Annotated in this window: 12 protein-coding genes and 2 tRNA genes; 11 read left to right on the top strand and 3 right to left on the bottom strand. The window is 40.8% G+C overall.

Annotated features, from left to right (window positions below; translation table 11 throughout):
* The 5 genes from ACULLG_RS02995 (at position 1) to ACULLG_RS02975 (ending at position 15,426) form a co-directional block, all read left to right on the top strand.
* The gene (locus ACULLG_RS02995; RefSeq protein WP_452125283.1) at positions 1–13,773 is read left to right on the top strand and encodes a T9SS type B sorting domain-containing protein; all 13,773 of its coding nucleotides are present in this window, start codon (positions 1–3) and stop codon (positions 13,771–13,773) included.
* An 18-nt stretch (positions 13,774–13,791) separates the two neighbouring features.
* On the top strand, positions 13,792–14,742 hold the full coding sequence (locus ACULLG_RS02990) for a PorP/SprF family type IX secretion system membrane protein (RefSeq protein ID WP_452125282.1): 951 nt from the start codon (positions 13,792–13,794) through the stop codon (positions 14,740–14,742).
* Positions 14,743–14,782: 40 nt separating this feature from the next.
* Positions 14,783–15,139 carry a dihydroneopterin aldolase gene (gene folB / locus ACULLG_RS02985; RefSeq protein WP_452125281.1) on the top strand — a complete coding sequence of 119 codons (357 nt, stop codon included), beginning with the start codon at positions 14,783–14,785 and terminating at the stop codon, positions 15,137–15,139.
* A 58-nt stretch (positions 15,140–15,197) separates the two neighbouring features.
* A tRNA-Cys gene (locus tag ACULLG_RS02980) sits at positions 15,198–15,269 on the top strand.
* An 86-nt stretch (positions 15,270–15,355) separates the two neighbouring features.
* A tRNA-Cys gene (locus tag ACULLG_RS02975) sits at positions 15,356–15,426 on the top strand.
* Between the two features lie 28 nt (positions 15,427–15,454).
* Here ACULLG_RS02975 and ACULLG_RS02970 read toward each other — a convergent pair.
* The 3 genes from ACULLG_RS02970 to rnr are packed head-to-tail and all read right to left on the bottom strand — an operon-like array spanning position 15,455 to position 19,031.
* Positions 15,455–16,114, bottom strand: coding sequence for a LysE family translocator (locus tag ACULLG_RS02970; RefSeq protein WP_452125280.1), 660 nt, complete (start codon positions 16,112–16,114; stop codon positions 15,455–15,457).
* A gap of 3 nt (positions 16,115–16,117) precedes the next feature.
* A complete protein-coding gene (locus ACULLG_RS02965; RefSeq protein ID WP_452125279.1) occupies positions 16,118–16,798 on the bottom strand; it encodes a head GIN domain-containing protein in 681 nt (226 codons plus the stop codon).
* A 34-nt stretch (positions 16,799–16,832) separates the two neighbouring features.
* Positions 16,833–19,031, bottom strand: a complete 2,199-nt coding sequence (rnr, locus tag ACULLG_RS02960; protein WP_452125278.1) for a ribonuclease R — start codon at positions 19,029–19,031, stop codon at positions 16,833–16,835.
* A gap of 589 nt (positions 19,032–19,620) precedes the next feature.
* Between rnr and rpiB the strand changes: the two genes are divergently transcribed.
* From rpiB to ACULLG_RS02930, 6 genes are all read left to right on the top strand, one after another.
* Complete coding sequence (rpiB, locus tag ACULLG_RS02955; RefSeq protein WP_452125277.1) at positions 19,621–20,052, top strand: ribose 5-phosphate isomerase B; 432 nt, start codon at positions 19,621–19,623, stop codon at positions 20,050–20,052.
* Positions 20,053–20,060: 8 nt separating this feature from the next.
* Positions 20,061–20,978, top strand: coding sequence for a cation diffusion facilitator family transporter (locus ACULLG_RS02950; RefSeq protein WP_452125276.1), 918 nt, complete (start codon positions 20,061–20,063; stop codon positions 20,976–20,978).
* Positions 20,978–21,418: a GNAT family N-acetyltransferase gene (locus tag ACULLG_RS02945; protein WP_452126524.1), complete on the top strand. Its 441-nt coding sequence runs from the start codon at positions 20,978–20,980 to the stop codon at positions 21,416–21,418. The genes ACULLG_RS02950 and ACULLG_RS02945 overlap by 1 nt, the downstream gene beginning before the upstream one ends.
* A gap of 22 nt (positions 21,419–21,440) precedes the next feature.
* Positions 21,441–22,274 (top strand): LytR/AlgR family response regulator transcription factor, encoded by an 834-nt coding sequence (locus ACULLG_RS02940; RefSeq protein WP_452125275.1) that lies wholly within the window; start codon positions 21,441–21,443, stop codon positions 22,272–22,274.
* Positions 22,275–22,350: 76 nt separating this feature from the next.
* Positions 22,351–23,493 (top strand): serine hydrolase domain-containing protein, encoded by a 1,143-nt coding sequence (locus ACULLG_RS02935; protein WP_452125274.1) that lies wholly within the window; start codon positions 22,351–22,353, stop codon positions 23,491–23,493.
* Positions 23,494–23,526: 33 nt separating this feature from the next.
* Entirely contained in the window at positions 23,527–24,396 is an 870-nt protein-coding gene (locus ACULLG_RS02930; protein WP_452125273.1) for an AraC family transcriptional regulator, read from the top strand.
* The last annotated feature ends 12 nt before the right edge of the window (positions 24,397–24,408 follow it).

Raw genomic sequence — 24,408 nt, 5'->3', positions numbered from 1 at the left:
ATGACCAATCACTTTCTTAAAAATGTTTTATGCCTTTTAGGCATCTGGTTTATTGGCTTACAGGGGCAGGCCCAGGAAGTTCCTTTTACGGCCAGACTTTCTGACAATGGCAACACCTACTTAAACATTAAAGGAGATTATACCTTCCTGTCTAACAGTGTTATGAACAGTGTCTCCAATGGGCATGACGTAAATACACCTTATAATGGGAATGGCAGTAACAACAGTCTTCATGTAGAATATGTAGACATTGACTCTGATCCCTCCACCTTTAACTCCAGTAGCTCAACGCTTTCATTGCCTTCATGCTCACAAATCTATTGGGCTGGGCTATACTGGGCAGGTAACTATGATGTTGAACGTGACGGTGACCACCGAAGCAGATATGTTAGTGGTTATACCGATGACCCCAACCACTATGATGTTACCCAGGTAAAGCTTCGAGTGCCAGGCAGCTCAACCTATATAGATCTGCAAGCAGATACCGCAGCTGATCCTGTTGGAGAAGAAGATGACATTATTGTAGATGGATACAACATTTTACCAAACGATCCCTACGTTTGTTATAAAAACGTAACCAATATTCTTTCTGGATTAGCTGACCCAACAGGAGACTATTTTGTCGCCAACGTTCGGGGAACCAGAGGCGCAACAACATATGGTTGTGCCGGATGGACTTTAGTGGTTATCTATGAAAACCCAACACTTCCAGGAAAATACATTTCTGTTTTTGATGGTTATGAAGGAATCACAACCCAATCAGGAAATCAATCTGCAGATATCACAGTGTCCGGGTTCAACACTATTCCAGTTGGTCCTGTCAACGCCCGAATCGGTGTGAGCACCTTGGAAGGCGAAACATCTTTATCTGGAGACACCTTTGGTATAGTATCAAACAGTAGCTCAACTTTTACTGATATTTCAGATGCAGCCAACCCGAATAATAACTTTTTCAACTCTACTATTTCCGAGGACGGGGCCAATGTAACATCAAGAAACGTGAATAGCACCAATGCTATTGGTTTTGATTCGGATGTTTTTGATCTGAACAACCCCAGTAATAGTATTATAGACAATGGAGATACTAGTGCTACCCTCCGTTTGGGAACAAGCGGGGACTGGTTCGCATCATTTTTGGTCACCTTTGGAGTCGAAATCATTGAACCTTCTATTGTCCTTGAAAAAAAGGTGGAGGATATTGGAGGAACCGATATCACTGGACAAGGTGTAAACCTTGGTCAAGTACTCGACTATGTACTTTCTTTTGTCAACACAGGTAACGACGATGCTGTAAACTACACCATAAGGGACGTACTGCCTATAAATGTTACTTTGGACGAAACGGTAATGACACTACCTCCTGGAGTAACTTACACTTACACCCCGGCCACCAGGGAAGTGGTTTTTTCCATTCCTGATAATTTGGTTGAAGAGGGTGACCCGGTCTCCGAAATTCGGATGAGGGTACAAGTTGCACAAAACTGTTTCGATTTTATTGACGCTTGTACAGATATTATAGAAAATTTAGCGTATTCCACCTATGAGGGTAATATCAATGCCAACGTAATTAGTGATGACCCCAGTGTATCCGATTTTGATAATTGCGGATTTACAACACCCGGGGCCACAAATTTTCTGTTGGACGATTTGGATAATTGTGATTTTTCCCGAACCGTACAGCTCTGTGGTGACGATGTGGTTTTAGATGCCGGAGACAATTTCGATGCATATATCTGGTATTTGGATAACAATGCAAATCAAGTTATCGATGCTGGGGACACAGTACTGAATGATGGTGACCCAGATAATGACCCAAGTACACTTTTAGTTGATGCTACTGGAATTTATATTGTTGACAAACAAGTGGCCGACCCATGTAAAGGTTTCCAAGAAATCATTACTGTTGAGCTTTTTGGTATTACACAATCCAACCCTATTACCGCTTTAATCAACGACACTTCCAACACAGTTGAAGGAGAAATTGTGGTTTGCCCAAATGATGGTAGTGAGCTTCCTCAAATCTTTTTGTGTGGTCTAAATGATACCGAACTTATCCAAATTAATATTCCCGATGCCAACAGTATTGTTTGGGAACAATTGGATGAAAGCAGTTGTTCTGCAGCTACGCAAGACTGCGCCAATACCGATAATTCCTGTACATGGAACACTGTAGGTACAGGAGGTGATTTCTTGGCTTCGGATGCTGGTCAGTACCGCGTGGTCATCAATTATTTGAACGGTTGTTTTAGCCGGTTTTACTTTAACATTTTCAAGAATCCATTAGACCCACAATTCACCTCAAGAGATATCATTTGTTCAAGCGACGGTAACATTACAGTGACCAATATGCCCTTGGATTATGAGTATAGATTGATTGATCAAGCTACTGGAAATGTTTTGTTAGGATACAACCCAAGCCCAAGTTTTGACATCACTTCGAACGGTGCTTATACTGTGGAAATGAGACAGCAAGGTGTAGTGGATGGTTGTGTTTTTGTCCTGGATAACATCGGTATACTTACCCGTGATTTCCAAGTGGATGTAGTTCCTCAAGACACAGACTGTAACGGGCTGGGTGAAATTGCCATCTCCGTTCTAAATGTAGAACCTCAATACTATTATGAAATATCACAAGGTGGAACCGTGGTTGACACTTTTGGTCCGTCTACTGATAATAATTATACCTTCGAAAATCTTAATGATGGTGTTTACGATGTTGACGTTTCAACCGATGATGGTTGTGTGTATTCAGAACAAGTAACCATCAATGATTTAACCGATCTAGACCTTAATGCAAGAGTGTCACAGCATATTACTTGTAAGGAGGGAAATATCCAGATGGAATCTACCGGAGGGCAAACGCCACATACGTATGCCATTTGGTCTTTTGTTGATGACATGGGAACCTCGGTGATTTCATATCCAACGGTAAACGATATTCCAGCGAGTGAGTATCAAACCAGTGTTATTTTTGATATTCTGGACCCAGGAGACTATACTTTCGTGGTTGTAGACAGGAACAATTGTCACGCTATTTCCAATACGGTTACAATTAGCTTTCAACCTGCCGCAGACTATAACGCCACAAGTGTTGTTGACGTGCTATGTTTTGGAGACTCTACGGGGTCAATCACCTTTAACCTTATCAGTAGCAATGGTTATCAACTTACCTATTATTTGTTTGATGCTACAGGTTTTGATGAGGACAACTTTGACATCAACAATGCCTTGGCCACCAATACTTCTGGAAACTTTCCAGGCTTGGGTACTGGAGACTACGTAATAGTCATCAACCAAAGAAAAGGTAGCGCCGACTGTGATTATTTTGAATACCATACCATTTCTGCACCAAGCTCTGCCATTTCTGGTGATGCCATATTAGTGCAAGATTATACTTGTTTGCAAAATGGGACTATTGAAGCTCAAAATGTAACTGGCGGAACTGCTCCATATGAGTACAGTATTGATGGTGTAAACTTTGTTAGCGGAGCCGGCGCTGAGACTTTTTCAAACCTAACCGACGGAACTTATACCATTAGCATAAGGGATGCGAACAATTGCGTCTTTGCCACCAACCCAATAACAATAGATCCTTTAAATCCTCCCTCGGACTTAACCTTTTCTGCTACAACTCCAAACTGTCCGGCACTGACCTCAGATGTTACCGCTACTGTTGTCGACGGAAACACTCCGTTCGTATTTGAAATCATAGCTCCTGCTCCAATAGCAGCAACCTCAACCACAGGTGGTTCTGCAGATTTTGATGGACTAGCCCCAGGAACTTATACTTTTAGGGTAACTGACGACAAAGGTTGTACATATGATGAGTCTTTCACCATAAATCCTGTTTCACAAATCAATGTTTCTGGACAATTGGTGAGCAATATTTCTTGTTTGGGTGATACGGATGGTGAAATTTCATTTACCGTAGCCGATTTCAATACAGATTATGACTATACAGTAACCGGTCCAGCAAATTTTAATGGAAGCAACCAAACTGCAACCACAATTCCGTTGACTGGTTTGGCAGATGGAACCTATACGATAGTTGTAACCGATAATCTAACAAATTGTACCGATACCACGAACGTTACGATTAATGCTCCTGCCGCAGCCTTGACCTTAAGTGCAGCAGAAATACAGCCCACTTGTGTGTCTAACGGAAGTGTTTCTCTTAGCTCAACTGGTGGATGGGGAAGCAATACTTTTACATTGACCAATCCCGATACAACTACTTTCGGAACAAACAGCACTGGTGCCTTCACTGGATTGACTCAAGCCGGAACCTACAGCGCTTCTGTAACAGATGCCAATGGTTGCGTAGAGAACACCACATTCACATTGAACGCAGCTGTTCCTCCCGTATTGGCCATTGTCCCAAATAACACTTGTTATGACGACGCTGTTGGATTGACACTGACCGCAAATGTAACTTCTGGAGGTGATGGAAACTTTGAATATAGCCTCAACGGAGGAGCCTTCGGAACAAACAATGTGTTCACGGGCTTAACCTCTGGAACATATACCATTGATGTTAGAGATGGTAACAGTTGTACCGATTCTGCATCAATAACAATTAATCCTGAATTGTCTGTTATTGCATCTGCTCCAAACATAACAGCTTGTACCACGGATACCGATGTAAATATCACCGCCGCAGGCGGAGATGGAAACTACGTATATGCCATCGTAGCTGATGGTGTAGTCCCGGGTCCCGGAGATTTTGCCGCCATCAATCCGGTCACCGTTACTGGAGCTGGAGATTATGATGTTTATGTAAGGGACAACAATGGTAATGCCGGATTCTGCGAAGCAAATTACGACTTGACCATTACTCAGGATGCCCCTTTGAATATCACTTCCGGTTTTACTCCCGTAAGTTGTTTTGGAGGTTCAGATGGGAGTATTACACTTAGTGCTTCCGGTGGTGAAGCGCCCTATTTGTTCAGTATTGACAATGGAGCAAATTACCAAGCTTCTGGAACTTTTGTAAATCTTTCAGCAGCAACTTATACGCTGAGAATTCGGGATGCGAATAACTGTGAAACTACAGATACGATAACCGTCACCCAGCCCAACCAATTGGTTGCGGAGGCTCTGCAAACACAAAGCTATACATGTTTACAACTTGGTGAGATCACTGTGGGAAGTGTAACGCCAACTTCAGGTGGGTCAGGCGACTATCAATACAACATTAATGGCGGTCCTTGGACCCCTTCAACAACAGGAGGAACAGTATTTGCCGATTTAACAGATGGAACCTATTCCATTCAGGTTCGTGATGCCAATGAAATTGGATGTGCCATCACTTTACCAGATGTGGTCATCGCTCCTCTTCCAACCGAACCAACATTAAGTACCTCGGTAGTCTATAATTGTGATGGTACTGGAAATATAACCGTGCTTCCGAATGATCCCACCTACACTTATAGTTTGAATGGAGGGGCGGCACAAGCCAGCAATGTTTTCAATAGTGTAGCTGCTGGAACCCATACCATCGATGTCAATTACGGTAGCGATTGCGTTATCCAGACAACTGTAACCGTTACATCTGGAAATGCTTTTGATGCATCAATTACCGCATTTTCAGACATTTCATGTAATGCCGGAACTGACGGGTCCATCGCTTTTGAAATAGAAAATTTTGACGCCATTAATGGCTTTGAATACCAAGTTAATGGAGGTGCATTTTCTGCTCCTCAGACTACAAGTCCAATTACGCTATCCGGACTGTCCGCCGGACCATATACAATTGTTGTTCGCGATGTGTTGGATAATACATGTTCCATCACTTTAAATCAAACTTTATCTGAACCCAATGCCTTGGTCACCGCTGCATCCATTACTTCCGTAATGACCTGTACCAATGGAGGGGCCACAATTACGGCTTCTGCAACAGGTGGAACTCCGGCTTACGAATATCAATTGGAAGATGGTGTCGGAGGTATTATTGCAGGTTTTGATTACGCCACCAATGGAAACAATACAATTTTCTCTGGATTGTCGGCTGGCGATTATATTGTTCGTGTAAGAGATACGAATCTATGTGAAGATCCTATTGACGCAGCATTAACGATTGTTTCTCCAACGCCAATAACGTTTACCTCAACTCCTACCGCTTGTTATAGTGGCAACAATGATGGAACAATTCAGGTAGATGTGACCACTGGAAATGGCGATTATCAATTTAGTTTAGACGGAGGTCCGTGGATCACACCATCTCCTTCTACCGCAACAACCCATACTTTCTCTGGTTTGATTGCAGGAAATTATACCATCAATGTTCGCGACGGATTTGGGTGTGTTGGAACACTTCAAAATGTGACCATTTCAGATGCGCTTGTAGCTTTTGTAGATGTAGTAGATATCAGTACTTGTGCTGATGGGTCCATTACGGTTACCGCCTCAGGTGGAGTTCCGAATTTGGAATATGCTTTTGTGCCAACAACTACCAGCCCGACCGGTCTGTTTTCAACCACAAACACCTTTACCGTTACTGCCGGAAATGATGGGGACTATGATGTATATGTAAGGGATAATTCAGCAACCGCTCCCTTCTGCGAATATGTTGAAACCGTAACTGTAAATCCAGGAACTCCCTTAACGATTACGAGCACACCAACAGATCCATTGTGTCATGATGGAACAGGGTCCATCCAAGTAGATATCACTTCAGGAATAAGCCCTTATACCATTCAAATTATTGATTTGGATAATGGCGGCGCTAGTGACCAAACCGATACCAACGTACTTGTTACCAGTAGAACCTATTATAATTTAATGCCTGGTGATTATACAATCAATGTCACCGATGCCACAGGTTGTATTGTTACCGATACCCCTGTAAACATTGCAAACCCAGATGAGCTTACAGCAACTATTTTGGGTATTACCCCACCTACATGTACTGGTGTTGCAAGTGATTTTGGTTTTGAGTTCACCGCTTATCCAACCACTTTGGGTACTATAGAATTTAGTGCCGATGGTGGTGCTACATGGACTGGTGACAATTCGGTTCCAGGAACCACGGATCAGTTTACCGGTTACAATTCTGGTGATGTGGTTAACCCATCTATGCGAACTGTTGATGGACTTGGAAACACTGTTTGTCAAACAGATTTCCCTCCATTTATCATTCCTTATCCATTAGATGATTTGGATATCACCATCTTGCCAATAGTTGTTAACTGTAACGAACTTCAGGTTACTGTTAGAGGTCAGAATGGAACAGCTCCGTACGAATATGCTTATACTGATGATCCGTTTAACTTTAATCCAGCAACAGCGGCGTGGACAGCACCTCTAGCTTTGGGTGTTACACATACTTTTGTGGGCTTGGTACCAGGAAGAACCTATACTTTCTATGTAAGGGATTCTGCTGGTTGTGTGCGACAAAGTAATGTCAACGTTAATGACATAATTACTGTTCCGTTAGAAATTACCTCCGCCATTACTCCTTCGTGCGATGGTGCAAACAATGGTAGTATCACCTATACAGTGACCGACAACCAAGCTCCTTTTGGGTCCCATATTAGATGGGAATTGTTTGATATGTCTTCAGGTTCTGCCGTATCTGTGGCGAACAGTGGAGGAAATATTCTTTACACTTCTCCTCAGGATGTTACAATTTCAAGTCTTGCTCCTGGAAACTACTTCTTAGAAGTTGTTGAAAGCGATGGTGTTACCGATAGCTGTGTTGGAGCAACCGAAAATGAACTTCTGGAAGAATTAGACCCCCTTACCGGAACACCTGTTGTTTTGCAAAACATTAGTTGCGACACCCCAGGTTTGATTCAAGTACAGAGTCCATTTGGAGGAGGAGGTACTTATACCTATACAGTAACTGGTCCTGCACCGTTTGTGACCATTACCTCAACCTCTGACAATCCTATTGAGATTCCGGCTAATTCTCCAGCAGGAAACTATCATGTAACTATTGAAGACCAATATGGCTGTTCAACCCCATTGGGCAATGTTCCATTGACATTGACTCCGAATCCAACCATAGATGCTATAGCGGTTGACAACTGTAGTGATCCATCAACAGTTACCATTACAGCTTCAAGCGGTGCGGCACAGATATTTTACTCGTTAGATGGTGGCACAACATATCTTGATAACGGTGGTATTTTCAATAATATCTCCGCAGGCGCTTATAATGTGGCCATTTTGGATAGCAATGGCTGTACGGACACCAGCACTGTTACGGTTCATCCTGTTCTTGAAGCAGATGTTCAATTGACCAAGTTACTGGATTGCTCCGTTACACCGGATGCACAAATTACCATTGACATTCTTGCTGGTTCAGGAGATAATCTTGGTTTTGCTGGAAGTTATGATTATGAAATTGCCGACGGAACCGGAACAGTTGTGGCTAGAACCGTGTTGCCAAGTGACCCGTTTGTGTTCAGCACAACCACACCTGAAGATTACACAATCACTGTTTATGATAACAATACCACTGGCCCAGAATGCTCCAGGGTGTTCAATATAACGGTTGCCCCTGCACTAGCACCAACGTTTAGCGTCGACTCAAATACCGATGTTACTTGTAATGGTGCAGATGATGGAACTATAAATGTAAGCGCAACCGATAATGGAACTGGACCTTATACCTTTGAGATTATCTCTGGTCCTGGAAGTTCCGCGACATTCCCAATAGCCCCTACCTCAAGCAATGCAACAACTGCTTCCTTTACAGGACTTGAAGGAACATTGGCTGGTATTACCTATACGATTGAAATAACAGCTGCCAATGGTTGTACATCAACACAAACACAAACCATTACGCAGCCCGATGTATTGGCAAATGTCAACACAAGTGTCGTTGAATTTGGTTGTACCACTGGAAACAATACAGATAATGCTACCATTACCGTAGACACGGCATCACTAACTGGTGGAAGTGGTGTGTATACCATTTATGAGTTCATCAATGACCAAGGAACTGTTCCAACAGGTGATGACGTTGTAGTACAATCAGGCGCCAGCAATGTGTATATTGAAACCAACACTGCCGGTGGAAGCTATATCATCAATGTTTATGATAGCAATGGATGTGTTGGCACAACTACCGAAACCATCGCGCCATTTGATGAACTGTTATCCGCAAGCATTGCCATAGATGCAGCTGCAACCTGTGTTGCTGGTGAGGACATCACCATTACGGCAACAGGTTCCATTACAAATTCAACCACGACCCCAGCTAATTACGAATTTAGAATCTTGCCCGCTGGAGCTTTCCAGGCTTCTGGTAGCTTTACAGGTTTAGCTGTGGGAACGCATAATTTCGAAGTAAGAAACACCGTAACCGGATGTGTCATTGCAACTTCCCATGTGGTTGCAGACCCAGAAGTGTTGAATTTGAATGTGGTAAGCACTACCAATATTATTTGTTTTGGTGATACAAATGGAGCCGTGGTTTTTGATTTGGTCGATGCAGGTAGCATCACCTACCCAAGTGCAATTACCTACACCCTTTATTACGATGTAAACAATACACCCGGTAACTTAGCTGATGATACAACAACTGCCGGAGGAGATGCTGACGGAAGCTTTGCCATAAATAGCCTTGCAGCAGGAAACTACTACATTGAAGCGGTGGACACAAATCCTCCAGGTTCTGCATGTACCTATACCCAATCCTTTACCATTGCCGGACCAAGTGTTGGTATTTCTGCTAGTACACAAGTAACTCCAGTAACCTGTGCGCTGAATGATGGTATTATTGAGGTAATCAACCCTGCGGGCGGATGGGGCGGCTACACCTATTTTGTAGATCTTGTCTCCAACCCAGCACCAACATTCCCGGGAAGCTATCAAGCCTCTCCGCAGTTCACTGGACTTGCCGGTGGAGTGGGAGCTGGTACTGATTATCAGGTTTGGGTAGCTGACGTAAATGGTTGTGAATTCCAGTTGCCAAATGTAAATCTGGTAGATCCGACTGCAATCACGGCTACTTTGCAGATCAACCAAGAAAACTGTACAGCGCTTCAAGGAGAAATTGAAGTTGTAGGAACAGCGGGAGGTCAAGGTAGCAACTATACTTATCAACTTATTAGAGGCGGAAGCAATGTAGGTTCCCCGCAAACCAATCCGATATTCTCTGGGTTAGGAGCTGGTTCTTACGAAGTATTGATTGCCGATCAATGGTCTTGTACTACCACTGTTGGACCTGTTGTTTTGCTAGATGAAATGACGGCTGTTGCAACCGTTGTCAAGCCTATTGATTGTACCGTTGACCCAGGAGGTCAGATAACCATCACGGTTAATGGTGGTTCAACCAACCTAACCTATGATGTGTTGTTCCCAGATGCAGTTACTTCTGCCAACAATACCACTGGTGTGTTTACGGGACTTACACAGCCCGGAACTTATACCTTTACTGTTACCGATGGAGATACCGTTACTCCTTGTACCGTTGTCATAACCCAAGATTTGGATGATAAGGTTGATCCCGTGATTTCAAATGTGGTTCCGACCCATGTAAGTTGTTTTGGAGGTTCAGACGGAAGCCTCACCGTAGAATTGGATGCGGCAACAGCTGTTAATCCAGTGTATACGTATGAGCTTTATGAAATTTCCAATTTGGCAGTTCCGTACAGACCTGCGCAAACAAGCTCTGTTTTTGATAACCTGCCTCCAGGGGATTACAGAGCGCGTGTTATATCAGCAAGGTCTTGTGAAGATTTCTTTGATCAAACCATAACGCAGCCTGTTGCATTAGCTGTTTCGGCTTCGGCAACTCCTTTCGCGTGTAACGTAAACAATACGGTAAATACTTCGACAATAACAGTAACGGCCACTGATGGAACTGCCCCATATTTGTACAGCATCGATAATGTCAACTTCCAAACTTCCAATACGTTCGAAGTTGTTGATACAGGAGTTACACAGAATATCACTGTGTTTGTGTCCGACGCAAATTCTTGTGCCGAAACCGCTGTTGTCAACATTGAGCCGATAAATACATTTACTGCAGCGGTAACCCAAAATGTGGGCATCAGTTGTGTAAATCCAGAAGAGGTTTTGATCACCATTACGGATGATGGTAATCCAGCAAACAGCTATACTTTTGAGTTATTGCCAATTGGAAACCCTGCTGGAAGCCTAACAGGCACTCCAACAAATGTGACTGCTACTTTTGACTTGACTGCTCCTGGAAGTTATACCTTCAGGGTAACTGATAATACTACGGGTTGTTATGTTGATACCGCACCATATGATATTGCTCCTTACGATTTAATAGCTGTTGTGGCTACGCCAACCGCGCCCGCAATATGTTTCGGTGATACCAATGGGGCAATGCAAATTAATATTACCGGTTATTCCGGTGCATACGCTTACGAAGTGTTCAATGCCGATGGCACCACAACAGGAAATACGGGTGTTGGCAATACAAGCACAAACCCATTGGCCATTAATGGATTCCCAGGAGGAAATTATTTTGTGCGAGTTACCGAGACGGCCAATCCGTTATGTGTGGAAGATTCCAACATCATAACTATTGCTTCTCCTGATATGGCATTAACAGCAACTCCTGTTGAAGTGGCCAATGTTAGCTGTGCCAATAACTTAGGTGAGATTGAGGTTTCGCCTACAGGAGGGTTCGCTCCATATGATATTCAATTGACCAACACAACCACAGGTCAAATATATAATGCAGCCGATGTGACAAGTTTTGTTTTCCAAGGACTTTCCGCTGGTATTTTTGATGTTGAAATCACTGATGATGCAGGTTGTACCATTAACGAGCCAATTACATTGATCCAGCCGCTGCCAATAACGGCCGATATTACAGCCACTCCTACAACTTTAGTGTGTTATGGAGATACAAATGCAACCGTGTCTGCAATCAATGTATTGAACGGAGAAGGTGTATATCAATATCAATTGAATGTATATGACGCATCTGGAACCACGATTACTTTTACTTCAGGAGCACAAATAAGCCCCGATTTCAACAATCTTGGAGCCGGAATTTACAGCATAACCGTTTCTGATGGTTGGAATTGCGATGTGGAAACAGTTCAGGTAACCATTTCAGAGCCTACAGATGTCCAGGCCAACCTGATTCAATTAAGTCAACTGACCTGTACCGCAAATGCTCAAATAGAACTTTCTGCATCCGGCGGAACCGGGCCTTATGAATATAGCTCCGATGGTGTTTCCTATATTCCAATGTCAGGAGGAAACACACATACCTTTAGTGTTCCTGCAGGTCCTTATCAATATTATGTAAGGGATGCCTTTGGATGTGATGCGTTGATTTCAAATCAAGTAACTGTTGATCCCATTATTCCTTTGGATGTTATTATAGATGACAGCGCAGCAATTATCAACTGTACCGGAGAGGCTTCCGCCACTATTTATGCCGAAGCGGTTGGTGGATTAGGTAATTATTCATACGAATTATTCACAGACCCAGGTTTGACCACATCGGTGGCCGGACCACAAAACGATGGAGAGTTCAACGGATTGATAGCCGGCACCTATTATGTTCAGGTAATAAGCATGGATTGTGAAGTAGTGAGCTCGGCCATAAATATTATTGATCCTGTTCCACTGCAAATAGATCGCCAAGAATCAACCGACATAACTTGTGCGGGACTTGAAGATGGTACAATAACCGTTGAGGTTTCAGGTGGAACCGGAGAAATTCTTTATGCCATAACTCCAAACTTGAATCAATTTGACACGGTTAATCATTTCACGGATTTAGCTCCTGGAATCTACGATGTAATCGCACAGGATAGAAATGGATGTTTTGAAACTTTCCAATTTGATATTCAGCAACCAGCCCCAATTCAAGCACAGGCCATTAATGTCTTGCATGAAGTATGTTTTGGAAGTGCAGATGGTTCATTCGAATTGGATATTACGGGTGGAACCGCTCCATACGCGGCTGCTTTGAACTCGAACGCTGATGCAGATTTTGTTCCCAATCAGATATTGTTTCAAAACCTGCCAGCCGGAACCCATGTTGCATTTATTAGAGATGCCCAAGGTTGTGAAACGAATGTTATTGTGGAAATCAATCCGGGTGTCAACCTGAACGCTACGGTAACCCCGGTTTACGAATGTGACGGAGACCTTCCAACAAATCGTTTGGATATTGTATTTGAAGATCAATCCGTTATTCCAGATGTTCTTTATGGGTTGGACACCACAGATCCTGCATTGATGCAATTGACTTCAGACTTTACCAACATTGCGCCTGGGGATCATAGCTTGACCATTTTACATTCAAACGGTTGTGCCAATACCATAGATTTCAATATTATCGGATTTGAGCCATTGGCATTGGTGCTTGAAAACAGCAATATCAATGAAATTACTGCCCATGTAACAGGAGGGTTGGAAGACTATACCATTTTCTTCGGAGATGTTAACAATGGTACCGACAACACTTTTATCATAAACAGGACCGATACATATGTAGTCAGGGTAATAGATCAAAATGGATGTGAGGTAACGGCCGAAATATTCATGGAGTTTATTGATATTGATATTCCCCCATTCTTTACTCCTGATGGCGATGGATTGAACGATCGATGGTTGCCCGATAATCTTGAGGCCTTCCCTAATGCACTAATGATCATTTTTGATCGTTATGGTAGAGAGCTCTATCGTATGGAATATGGCGATAGCGGTTGGGATGGAATTTATCATGGAAGTCCGCTCCCAACTGGAGATTACTGGTACATCATTAAACTGCGTGGTGAAAATGATGATCGGGAAATCGTGGGCCATTTTACCCTATATCGACAATGATACTTAACCTATTGAACCATGTTGAAAAAAAGTTGTTTCTTAATTTTTACGATACTACTGACCCTCGGAGCTAGAGGTCAGGAGTTGACCATACCACAGCTTTCCCAATATATTGCGGACAATCCCTTTTTGATGTCCCCAACCTATGCAGGTATAGGAGACCACATAAAGGTTCGTTTAAATGGGTTGACTCAATGGGTTGGTATTGAAGATGCTCCTGATACCCAAACTTTGGCCGCAGATGCTCGAATTGGGAATAGATCGGGATTGGGCATGCTGATGTACAATGACAGTAATGGAGAGACAAAACAAAGAGGGGCAAGGGTTTCCTTTGCGCATCATCTTACCTTAAACCGTTACGACGATATTTTTCTTTCTTTTGGAATTTCTTATAACTTCAATCAGTTTAGGATTGATGTAGAAAATTTCACAGATTTTAATGGGCAATTGCCCACCGATGACAAGGCCACGACCAACCACAATTTTGACCTTGGGGTGTTGTATCGATATGACAAGTTTTATATTAGTTTGAACGCTTCAAACATTCTCCCAAAGAACTTGGAGCAATTCAATCCGGTTTTTGAGCCTAATACCTTGAGGAATTATTACGCATATGCAGGCTATAGTATCTCAAAAAGTAAAAACAGTAAGTTGGAGATAGAGCCTTCTGTTTTCTTTCAATGGTTTGAAAGTGATGGGCGTTCCGTTACCGATTTGAATGCAAAATTCCGTTTTCACGATTTTGAAGATTATTATTACATAGGAGCTACCTATCGTTTTTTGAACGATCAATTGGGAAAGCCACTTTATATTGCGCCCATAGCCGGATTAAAGAAAAGTAACTTCTATTTTGGATACTCCTATCAAGTGATCACCAACGAGATTCTAGGCTATAGCACGGGGACCCATGTGTTAACCGTTGGGATGGACCTTTTTCAAGGCATTAGCAATTGTAGATGCATGTATTAATTTGGTTTCGCCTATTTTTGTCCCGCTTAATTTGTGATTTGTGGGAAGGATTAGGATAAACAACATTAGGGTACACTCCAACCATGGTTGTCTAAAGGAAGAAATGCTCATCGGTAGTGATTATCGTGTTGATCTTGACGTTTATGCCGATCTTTCACAACCTTCCAAATCTGACAAACTTCAGGAAACCGTAGATTACGTCCATTTAAACAAGATTGTTAGGGAAGAAATGGCCATTCGTTCCAACCTTCTGGAGCACGTTGCCAAGCGCATTATAGATCGTATTTTTTTGGAGCTTGAAATGGTAAACAAGGCCCATATAGAGGTTGCCAAAATCAATCCGCCCATGGGTGGTGATGTTGAGAGTGTTTCGGTGAAACTCGAATATTCTCGATAAACGGCTCTGTTACAAATTACTAAACCGTAACATTTTCTTTAATTTTGTTTCACGATACGGCATTGTGGTCGAATTGGAAAGACAAAATCTCGCAAAGGTTTTTATGGTGGTTCGAGTCCACCCGATGCCTCTAAGTTTGTTCCCCCTGAAATACCCTTATTTTTAACGCCTTTTCGGTAGTTAATTCACGCAAAATATTTTAGCTTTGCCAACTCTGGCATCGTGGCCGAGTGGCTAGGCACAGCTCTGCAAAAGCTTGTACAGCGGTTCGAATCCGCTCGATGCCTCTAAAACCCAACTTTAGGTTGGGTTTTTTTATTCGCTTATGCGTTCTATCCCTTCCTTTATATTGAATTTTTCCTTCGGCAAGAACCCTTTAGTAATGAGGACTATCCCACATGCCATCAATACTATTCCAAGGCCTTTTTTAATGAGTACAATACGTTCTTGCGTCAAATATCTTTTTAACTGCTTCGCAAGTAATATTTTTACCAAATCCGTAATAAAATAAACCAGGATTACAGAGCTGAAGAAGACCAAAATTCTGTTCGGTGTATTTTCTAGACTTGGCCCAACAATTACGATCAAACCCAACCAAAAGGCCAGCACCCCGATATTTATGAAGTTTAACAGAAAACCCTTTACCATCAATCCTAGATAATTCCCTTTTGAAGCCTTGAGATTGGCCTTTTTAGTCTCTTTCTTCACAAAAATAACAATGCCATAAACCAGCAAAATCATTCCTCCAAAAACAAAAAGACCTGGTTGATTGCTTAAATTTTCCAATAATTGAAAACTACTGAAGTAGGCAATTAATAAAAAAACAATATCCGCAATAATAACACCAACATTAAAACTCAAACCCGCCCTAAATCCTTTTGTTGCACTGGTTTCCAATAAAACAAAAAAGACAGGGCCAATCATAAAACTCAATAAAAAGCCCAAGGGAATCGCTGCTTGGATATCTTCGATCATATGTTATTCCACACGTTTTATTTTTCCTCCAAATACTTTCTTTTCATCCATCTTCTGCGGATCTCCATACACTAAAATTTCTCCACCTGCCTTTACATTGGCCTTTACATAATCCGTTGCATAGATTTGAGCGGTACCACCGGCATTAACGGAAATCGTTGTGAATTTTGTTTTGAAGGCTTTACCATTGTATGTTCCGCCGGTATTTATTATGACATCTTGATTATCCGAAAAACCTGTTACTTCTATTTCCCCCCCAGTAACCGCTTTTACCAAAAGTTGTTCTGTCTGGCTTTTTAAAACCAGTTCGCCACCTTCTTGTGCCCTAATATCCAGAACCTCTTGCACAAAAGTTTCTTCAGATGCAATCCGAGCATCTTCGTTTACATCAATGACTTTTAATTCTTCGGTGAAGTAGAGGTCGATAAAAGTTCGATAACCGCTGAATATTTTATCAATCTCCATGCGAATTTTTAATACCCCGTCATTGTTTACAATGGCCACTTTCTTAGTATTGGCTCCCGTAATTACTGCTTTGTTCGCATCCGATTTGATAAGATTTATCGAAATACCATCAAAGCCTTTTACTTCGGTGAAATTTTCAAGTTCATGGGTGATTTTTTCACTTTGTGCAACAAGTGCCTGAAGTGAAATAAAAACAAGTAAAAAATGTATTGTTTTCATTGGTTATAAATTGAATATCAATCGATAACAAATTCTATTCCAAAGTTATGCTCTCCCTTTTCCCAATCAAGGAAAAATCCAGATGTCGTTTTACCAAATCTGTATCCTTGACCATTACATAAACTTCATCGCCCAACTGATACATTCGTTTGTATCGCTCACCAACAATCGCGTATTGTCGTTCATCAAATACGTAATAATCATCCCTAATATCGCGAATCCTTACCATTCCCTCGCACTTGTTCTCTATAATTTCGACATAAATGCCCCATTCGGTCACTCCAGATATCACTCCCAAGAACTTTTGGTCCTTGTGGTCTTCCATAAATTTTATCTGCATATATTTTACAGAATCTCTTTCTGCATTGGCCGCCAACAGTTCCATATCCGACGAATGTTTGCACTTTTCCTCATAAATAGGAGCTTTAGGTGGTTTTCCCCCATCTAAATAATGTTGTAGCAATCGATGCACCATTACATCGGGATATCTACGAATCGGTGATGTAAAGTGAGTATAATATTCAAACCCCAGACCATAGTGTCCAATATTTTCTGTGGTATAGATGGCCTTGCTCATACTTCTAATCGCCAAGGTGTCCACCAAGTTCTGCTCTTTCTTTCCTTTTACATCTTCCAGAAGCTTATTTAAAGAGCTGTTGATGCTTTTTCTGTCCTTTAGGTTAACACTATGCCCAAACCTGGAAATAACTCCATTTAAGGCTATTAATTTCTCTTCATCCGGTTCGTCGTGAATACGGTATACAAATGTCTTCTTTTGTTTGCCGATAAACTCAGCCACTTTTTTGTTGGCCAAGAGCATAAACTCCTCGATCAGCTTATTGGCATCTTTGGATTCTTTGAAATAAACACCTGCTGGTTCATTTTTTTCATTAAGATGGAATCGTACCTCTATTTTATCAAATGAAATTGCCCCTTCATCCATACGTTGTTTTCGCATGATCTTCGCAAGCTTGTCAAACGTCAATGTTGCTTGCACTATTTCATCGGAAACCGAATAACTGCCTTTTCGAATTGAAATTTCCTTCGGAATTGTGGCTTCCCCTGTTTCAATAATATGTTGCGCTTCTTCGTATGCAAACCGTTCATTGGAGTTGATAACCGTCCGTCCAAACCATTGGTTTACAAGATTTGCTTTTTCATCCATCTCAAAAATGGCGGAGAAGGTATATTTCTCCTCATTGGGACGAAGGGAACATGCATTATTTGACAAAACCTCAGGGAGCATAGGCACAACCCTATCCACCAGATAAACCGAAGTGGCGCGTTCATAAGCTTCTTCCTCTAAAATGGTATTTTCTTGCAAATAGTGGGAAACATCCGCAATATGTACACCTATTTCATAGTTTCCATTTTCCAATTTTTGAAAAGAAAGGGCGTCATCAAAATCCTTGGCATCTTTTGGATCTATGGTAAAGGTCAATACTTCTCGCATATCCCTTCTTTTGGCAATCTCTGATTCCTTTATGGAAGTATCCAACGTTTTTGCGAACTGTTCCACTTCGTATGGAAATTCATACGGTAATCCATATTCTGCTAAAATGGAATGTATTTCAGTGTTATGCTCCCCAGGTTTTCCAAGGATTTGGGTAATGGCTCCATACGGTGAATCCGCATCAGCTGGCCAATCTCCAATCTCAACCAAAACCTTATCGCCGTCTTCTGCTTTCTTCAACTTTTCAATGGGAACAAAAATATCGGTGTACATTTTCGGGTCAGAAGGCCGAACAAATGCAAAGGTTTTCTGCTTGTCAACAATACCAACAAAGGTGGTTTTTTTTCGTTCCAAAACCTTGGAAATTTCACCTTCGGGTTTTTTCCCATTTCTTTTTGGCTTTAAAAACACTTCCACCGTATCACCGTGGAATGCCCTGTTCAATTTGTTGTACGGAACAAACACATCGTCATCCAAATCATCAATGACCACATAAGCATTCCCGCTCATGGTTACATCAATGGTTCCCGTAAAATAGGTATGCAATGAAGGTTTCTTTTTAAACTTTCCGCGATCTACCTCTAAAATTCTATTAGTGGCCTTAAGCTGGCCCAAGCGTTTGATCAGATCATTTCTATCCTTGGTCTCTTTAATCCCAAGTTTGGTAGCGATCTGTTTATAATTAAAAGATTTTGAGGGTTCTTTTTCAAGTACTGTAAAAATGCCTTTTGTTATCTCATTCTTCCGTTGACTCCTTGCTCTCTTCTTATTTTTAGACATTAAATTTTTATTTGGTGAAAAATACGAATTAATATCCTTGACTAGGTGAACAATAAACTAAGTACAAAACCGCAGCACTTTATCAACAACATACATTATAATTATTTTTCTTCTTTTTTAAATTAAATTAAAATGATGATTATGATTGCTTGTTGAAAAGCGGGATAAATTTTTTAAAGAAAACTTGTATTGAACAACAAGAAGATTTTATCCACAAGTTTTCAATCCATAAGAAGATTATTAATCAAGACATTAGAATTTTTATGCACCTTGTTTAATAAGTGTTGTCAACATAAAATTATTGAAAAGTAAATATGGATTCAATGTTAACTACGATCAATAAACTTTTGATTAACGTTGATTAATTTTTAATTGAATCTTTTCAAATCATTCATTTTTTATCTGTATTAAGATTATTAAGGAAAACAACAAAATTTAGTTTGTTCAACTTTTAAAGAAATGATCAACAATCCAGAAGAATTTGTAAGTGTCTGATACTAAGTTTCATCCATATTTTTACTGATTCTTATCAACATTGCTCCACCAAAAGAATTGTACCTTTGTAATTCAAGAAACCAAAACCAGGACAATGAAAATAGCAATAGGTAATGACCACGCCGGAACCGATTATAAATTGGCCATTATAGGATTGTTGAAATCCAAAGGAATTGAAGTTACTAATTACGGAACTGATGGCACTGACAGTGTAGATTATCCTGATTTTGTCCATCCGGTGGCCAAAGATGTTGAAGAAGGAAATGTAGATATGGGCATTGTTATCTGCGGAAGTGGAAATGGAGCTAATATGACTACGAACAAACATCAAAAAGTACGGAGTGCTTTATGTTGGACCAAGGAAATCACCGCCCTGTCCAGAGAGCATAATGATGCAAACGTTTTGAGTCTTCCCGCGCGTTTTATTGCCCTGCCACAAGCTTTGGAAATGGTAGAAACTTTTTTGAACACCGAATTTGAAGGCGGTAGGCACGAAAGAAGGGTAGAAAAGATTTCTTGTAGATAAAAACTGCTATGGGACACCACCATCACCATGGCCACCAACATTCCCATAACGATTTAAAGGGAAGAAATCTTCTCATTTCCATAGTGCTGAACATAGCCATTACCGTTGCACAGGTAATTGGCGGTATAATTTCGGGCAGTCTTGCCTTATTATCTGATGCCCTCCATAATTTCAGTGATGTCCTTTCTCTTGTCATAAGCTATGTTGCCACACGCTTGGGCAGAAGGAAAGCATCTAAAAACAAAACTTTCGGCTATAAACGGGCCGAAATATTGGCCGCGTTTATAAATGCATCGACCTTGGTCATTGTGGCCATCATTTTAATGATAGAAGCGGTGGAACGCTTTTTCGAACCTCAAGAAATAGAATCCAATCTGGTAATTTGGTTGGCGTTGATAGCTATTTTAGGTAATGGGTTCAGTGTGCTTTTGTTGAAAAAGGATTCTGAGGACAATATGAACATGAAATCGGCCTATTTACATTTATTGACAGACATGATGGCCTCCGTAGCCGTATTAATAGGAGGTTTGTTGATGAAGTACTTTCAAGTGTTTTGGGTAGATGCAGCACTGACCATGATCATAGGAGTGTATTTGATTTATATGGGATATGATCTATTGAAAGAATCGACAAAAGTTTTGATGCTCTTCACTCCAAGATCCATTGAGGTTAAGGAAATAGTGGAATCCATCTGTACTTTGGAACCCATTAAAAATGTCCACCACGTTCATATTTGGCAATTGAACGAAGAAGAAATTCATTTAGAAGCCCATATCGATTTTAAGGAGGACATTAAACTATCAGAATTTGATAAGGTTCTGGTGGATATTGAAGAACATGTGTACCACAAACATGGCATTAACCATGTGAACATTCAACCGGAGTTTGATAAATGCGACTCCAAAAGCGTAATAGTTCAAGATTGATGGAGATTACAACAAAAACCTTTGAAGAACTAACCACCAAAGAACTGTATCAAATTTTACAGTTGCGAAGTGAAGTGTTTGTAGTGGAGCAAGATTGTGTGTACCAAGATGTGGATGGCAAAGATGAAAAAGCATTGCACATAATTGGCTCCAAAAATGGAAAAGTGGTCGCTTATACCCGTGTTTTTGGTCCGGGGGATTATTTTAAAAACACCAGCATTGGAAGAGTGGTGGTTGCCAAGGATGAGCGAAAATATGGCTATGGGAAAGTAATTATGCAGGCAACCTTGGAGGAGATTGGAACAAGGTTCCCGGAAAACACCATTGAAATTTCTGCCCAAACGTATCTTTTAAAGTTTTATACAGAACTGAGTTTTGTTGCCCAAGGTGAAGAGTATTTAGAAGATGGCATTCCACATGTGAGGATGGTGAAAACATAATCTAATATGTTGAAGTTAAAGCATGAACAGAAAGCATAATAAACTTTCGGAAAGAAAAGAAAAATACCTTTTAGGAGTTATTTTGATATTCATATTTAACACGCTTAACTATCATTTGGCGTATGATGTTGAATGGTTTTCCCCTTTTTTCTTCAAAACATTTATCAACGATCTGCTGATGGGGCTGACCGCTTGGACATTTGCCTTTTTCTTAATCAACAAGCTCAACAAGTTCATAAATTCAAAAAAACAATATGTAATCAGATATTTGATTATGTATGCGTTGGTATCGATTCCTGCTATCCTGATTTTGATTATTTGGACAACATTGACATCAACAGGAGTTAATGAACAAAACGTAGAGTTAGGTTTTTATACACACACCTTATTGATCATTGCGCTTGAAGCGGCTTTCATCAACCATATCTATCTTAACTACAAAACAATGATCTTAAACTCCCTTTTTTCAAATCCACCTTTTTTGGATAAGATTGAAATGATTTCAAATCGAAGCACCTATTATGTCGATGGAGGACAGATACCTTGTTTTTTTTCAGAGTTTAATGTTACACGAGCATTTGATGCAGAGGGAAAAAAATATAGTTTGGACAAAAACCTGAAAGAACTGGAAACAACGCTTGACCCAACATTATTTTTTAGGGCAAACCGGCAATTTATCGTAAACAGAAACGCCATCGTATCGGTTACAAAAACGGCAAACAAAAAACTACTGATTCAGATTGATCAAGGAAATGATGTTATTGACATATCAATTTCACGGACCAAATCCCCTAGTTTCAAAAAATGGTTGAATGGTAAGGTACAGTTCAACATCAAATCGGATACACTTCACTAAAAACACGATCTAAACTTCAGTATTGCTACTAGATCTATGGTTTTATTTGAACCTCAAATAAAATTATAGAACCACAATGCAAACAAGTAAAATCAGAAAGGTTCTTGTGACTGTTTTAATCGCAATAGGCTCGATTATCAATGCGCAGAGCAAAAGTGAACAAATCACGGAGCTGCTCCAAGATCATTTAATTGACAAAGGAAAAAGACCTGTTCATAACATTATGGTGTATATAAAGGACGGCATCAATAATTTTGAATATCACAATGGGCTTGGGATAAGGGGAAGGGATAAAACACCTATTGACAAAGATCATCAATACAGAATAGCGAGCATCACCAAAACCTTTATCGCGACCCTAATTCTCCAGTTATATGAAGAGGGCAAAATAGATTTGGACAATTCGATATTAAACTATGTTGAAGGATACAAATTAATAGACATCAAGGATCTTCATGTGTATAAAAAAGAAAACTATACCGATTCCATTACGGTAAGAATGTTGCTGAACCACACATCGGGTATAGCGGATGTGTTTACCGATGCCAGTTTCCGATGGAACCTCAGCGTGTTTTTTCATCCAAGCAAACAATATGACCCAGTATCATTCATGCGCAAATTTTCTAAATATAGGCTGAATAAAAAGCCCCATAACTTTCCGGGCAAAGGTTTTAGCTATACTGATGTTGGCTATATGGTGTTGGGTTTTATCATAGAAAGTGTGACCGGAACTGATTTGCCAACAGTACTGAGGAATCGAATTCTAGAACCTTTGAACATGAAAAACACCTATTTTGAGTATTATGAGCCACCAACGGGCAACGGAAAACATATTGATGCATACTTAAACCGAATCAACATGACCAAAAAGGTCAATACATCATACGAATGGGCCGGAGGAGGTCTAATTTCCACAACCAAAGAGTTGGGCGTGTTTTTTGAAAAGCTTTTTACCCATCAACTTTTTAAACAAAGAGAGACGTTAGATTTAATGACAGATATAAGTCAAGCTGCTGAATTTGGAGCTGATTATGGCCTTGGCATAACAAAATATACATTTAACAACAACACGTTTTATGGACATTCGGGGTTTTACGGTTCACTTACTGCGTATTCTCCTATCAAAAAGGCAATATTCTCAGCTAATATTGGACAAGCTAACCCGCCATATAATACCGGCGAACTTATAGAAGAAATACTAAAAATAGCGGTGGATTAAGGACATAAATATCAATGTTAAGACAAGGACTGTATGGAAGGAGGCATTCCATATATTTGGATGGTGAAAAAACAGAAAGAACACGCCATGAACTACCAAACCTTTCAACCACATTCCGATTTAAAATCCTTGGTTAGTTGTTATTGGAGTTTGGAAGTTCCTGCTTCGGACGATGCCCAAAAGCAACGGATAATCCCAGATGGCAAAATTGAAATGGCATTTATTTTCGGGGACGACATCAAACGCTATACTTCTGAAAGTAATTTTATCCTTCAACCCAGAGCCTTTGTTTTGGGGCAGACCCTTGAGCCTTTTTATGTGGAACCCACAGGATGTGTCAACTCTTTTTCCGTCAGTTTTTATCCCTATGGTTTTGCCAATTTTGTTTCGGTGCCCATTAAAACTTTGGCCAATAAGGAAACACCCATTAAAGACCTATTTGGGGAAGAAGCGGGCACAAAGCTGGAACAGGAAATCATTGAAGCCGCTGACACCCAGCATCGGATAGCAATTGTCGAAGAATTTCTTCTAAAAAGGCTGAACGAAACCAGCACCGTCGACACTATTGTAAAATCCACCGTAGATGTGCTCTTGGAAACCAAGGGCAACACCCCCATAAATGCCATCATCAAAGAAAATCTTACCAAAAGAAGACAACTGGAAAGAAACTTCGCAAAGCAAATAGGCATCAGTCCAAAACAGTTGGGCAAGGTAATTCGACTGCAGAGTGCTTTAAAAATGTTGTTGAACAAAGAAGGAGAAAACCTTACCAACATTGCTTACGAAAGTGAGTACTACGACCAGGCACATTTTATCAAGGACTTTAAGGAGTTTACGGGCATTAGCCCAAAGGAATTTTTAGGAAACGAAAACATGGCGCTCTCCGCAGCTTTCTATAAATAGAAAGGGTGTCGC

Source organism: Flagellimonas sp. 2504JD1-5 (assembly GCF_053618295.1).
Note: the sequence above shows the minus strand (reverse complement) of the source record. Positions and strands in the feature narration are given on the sequence as shown.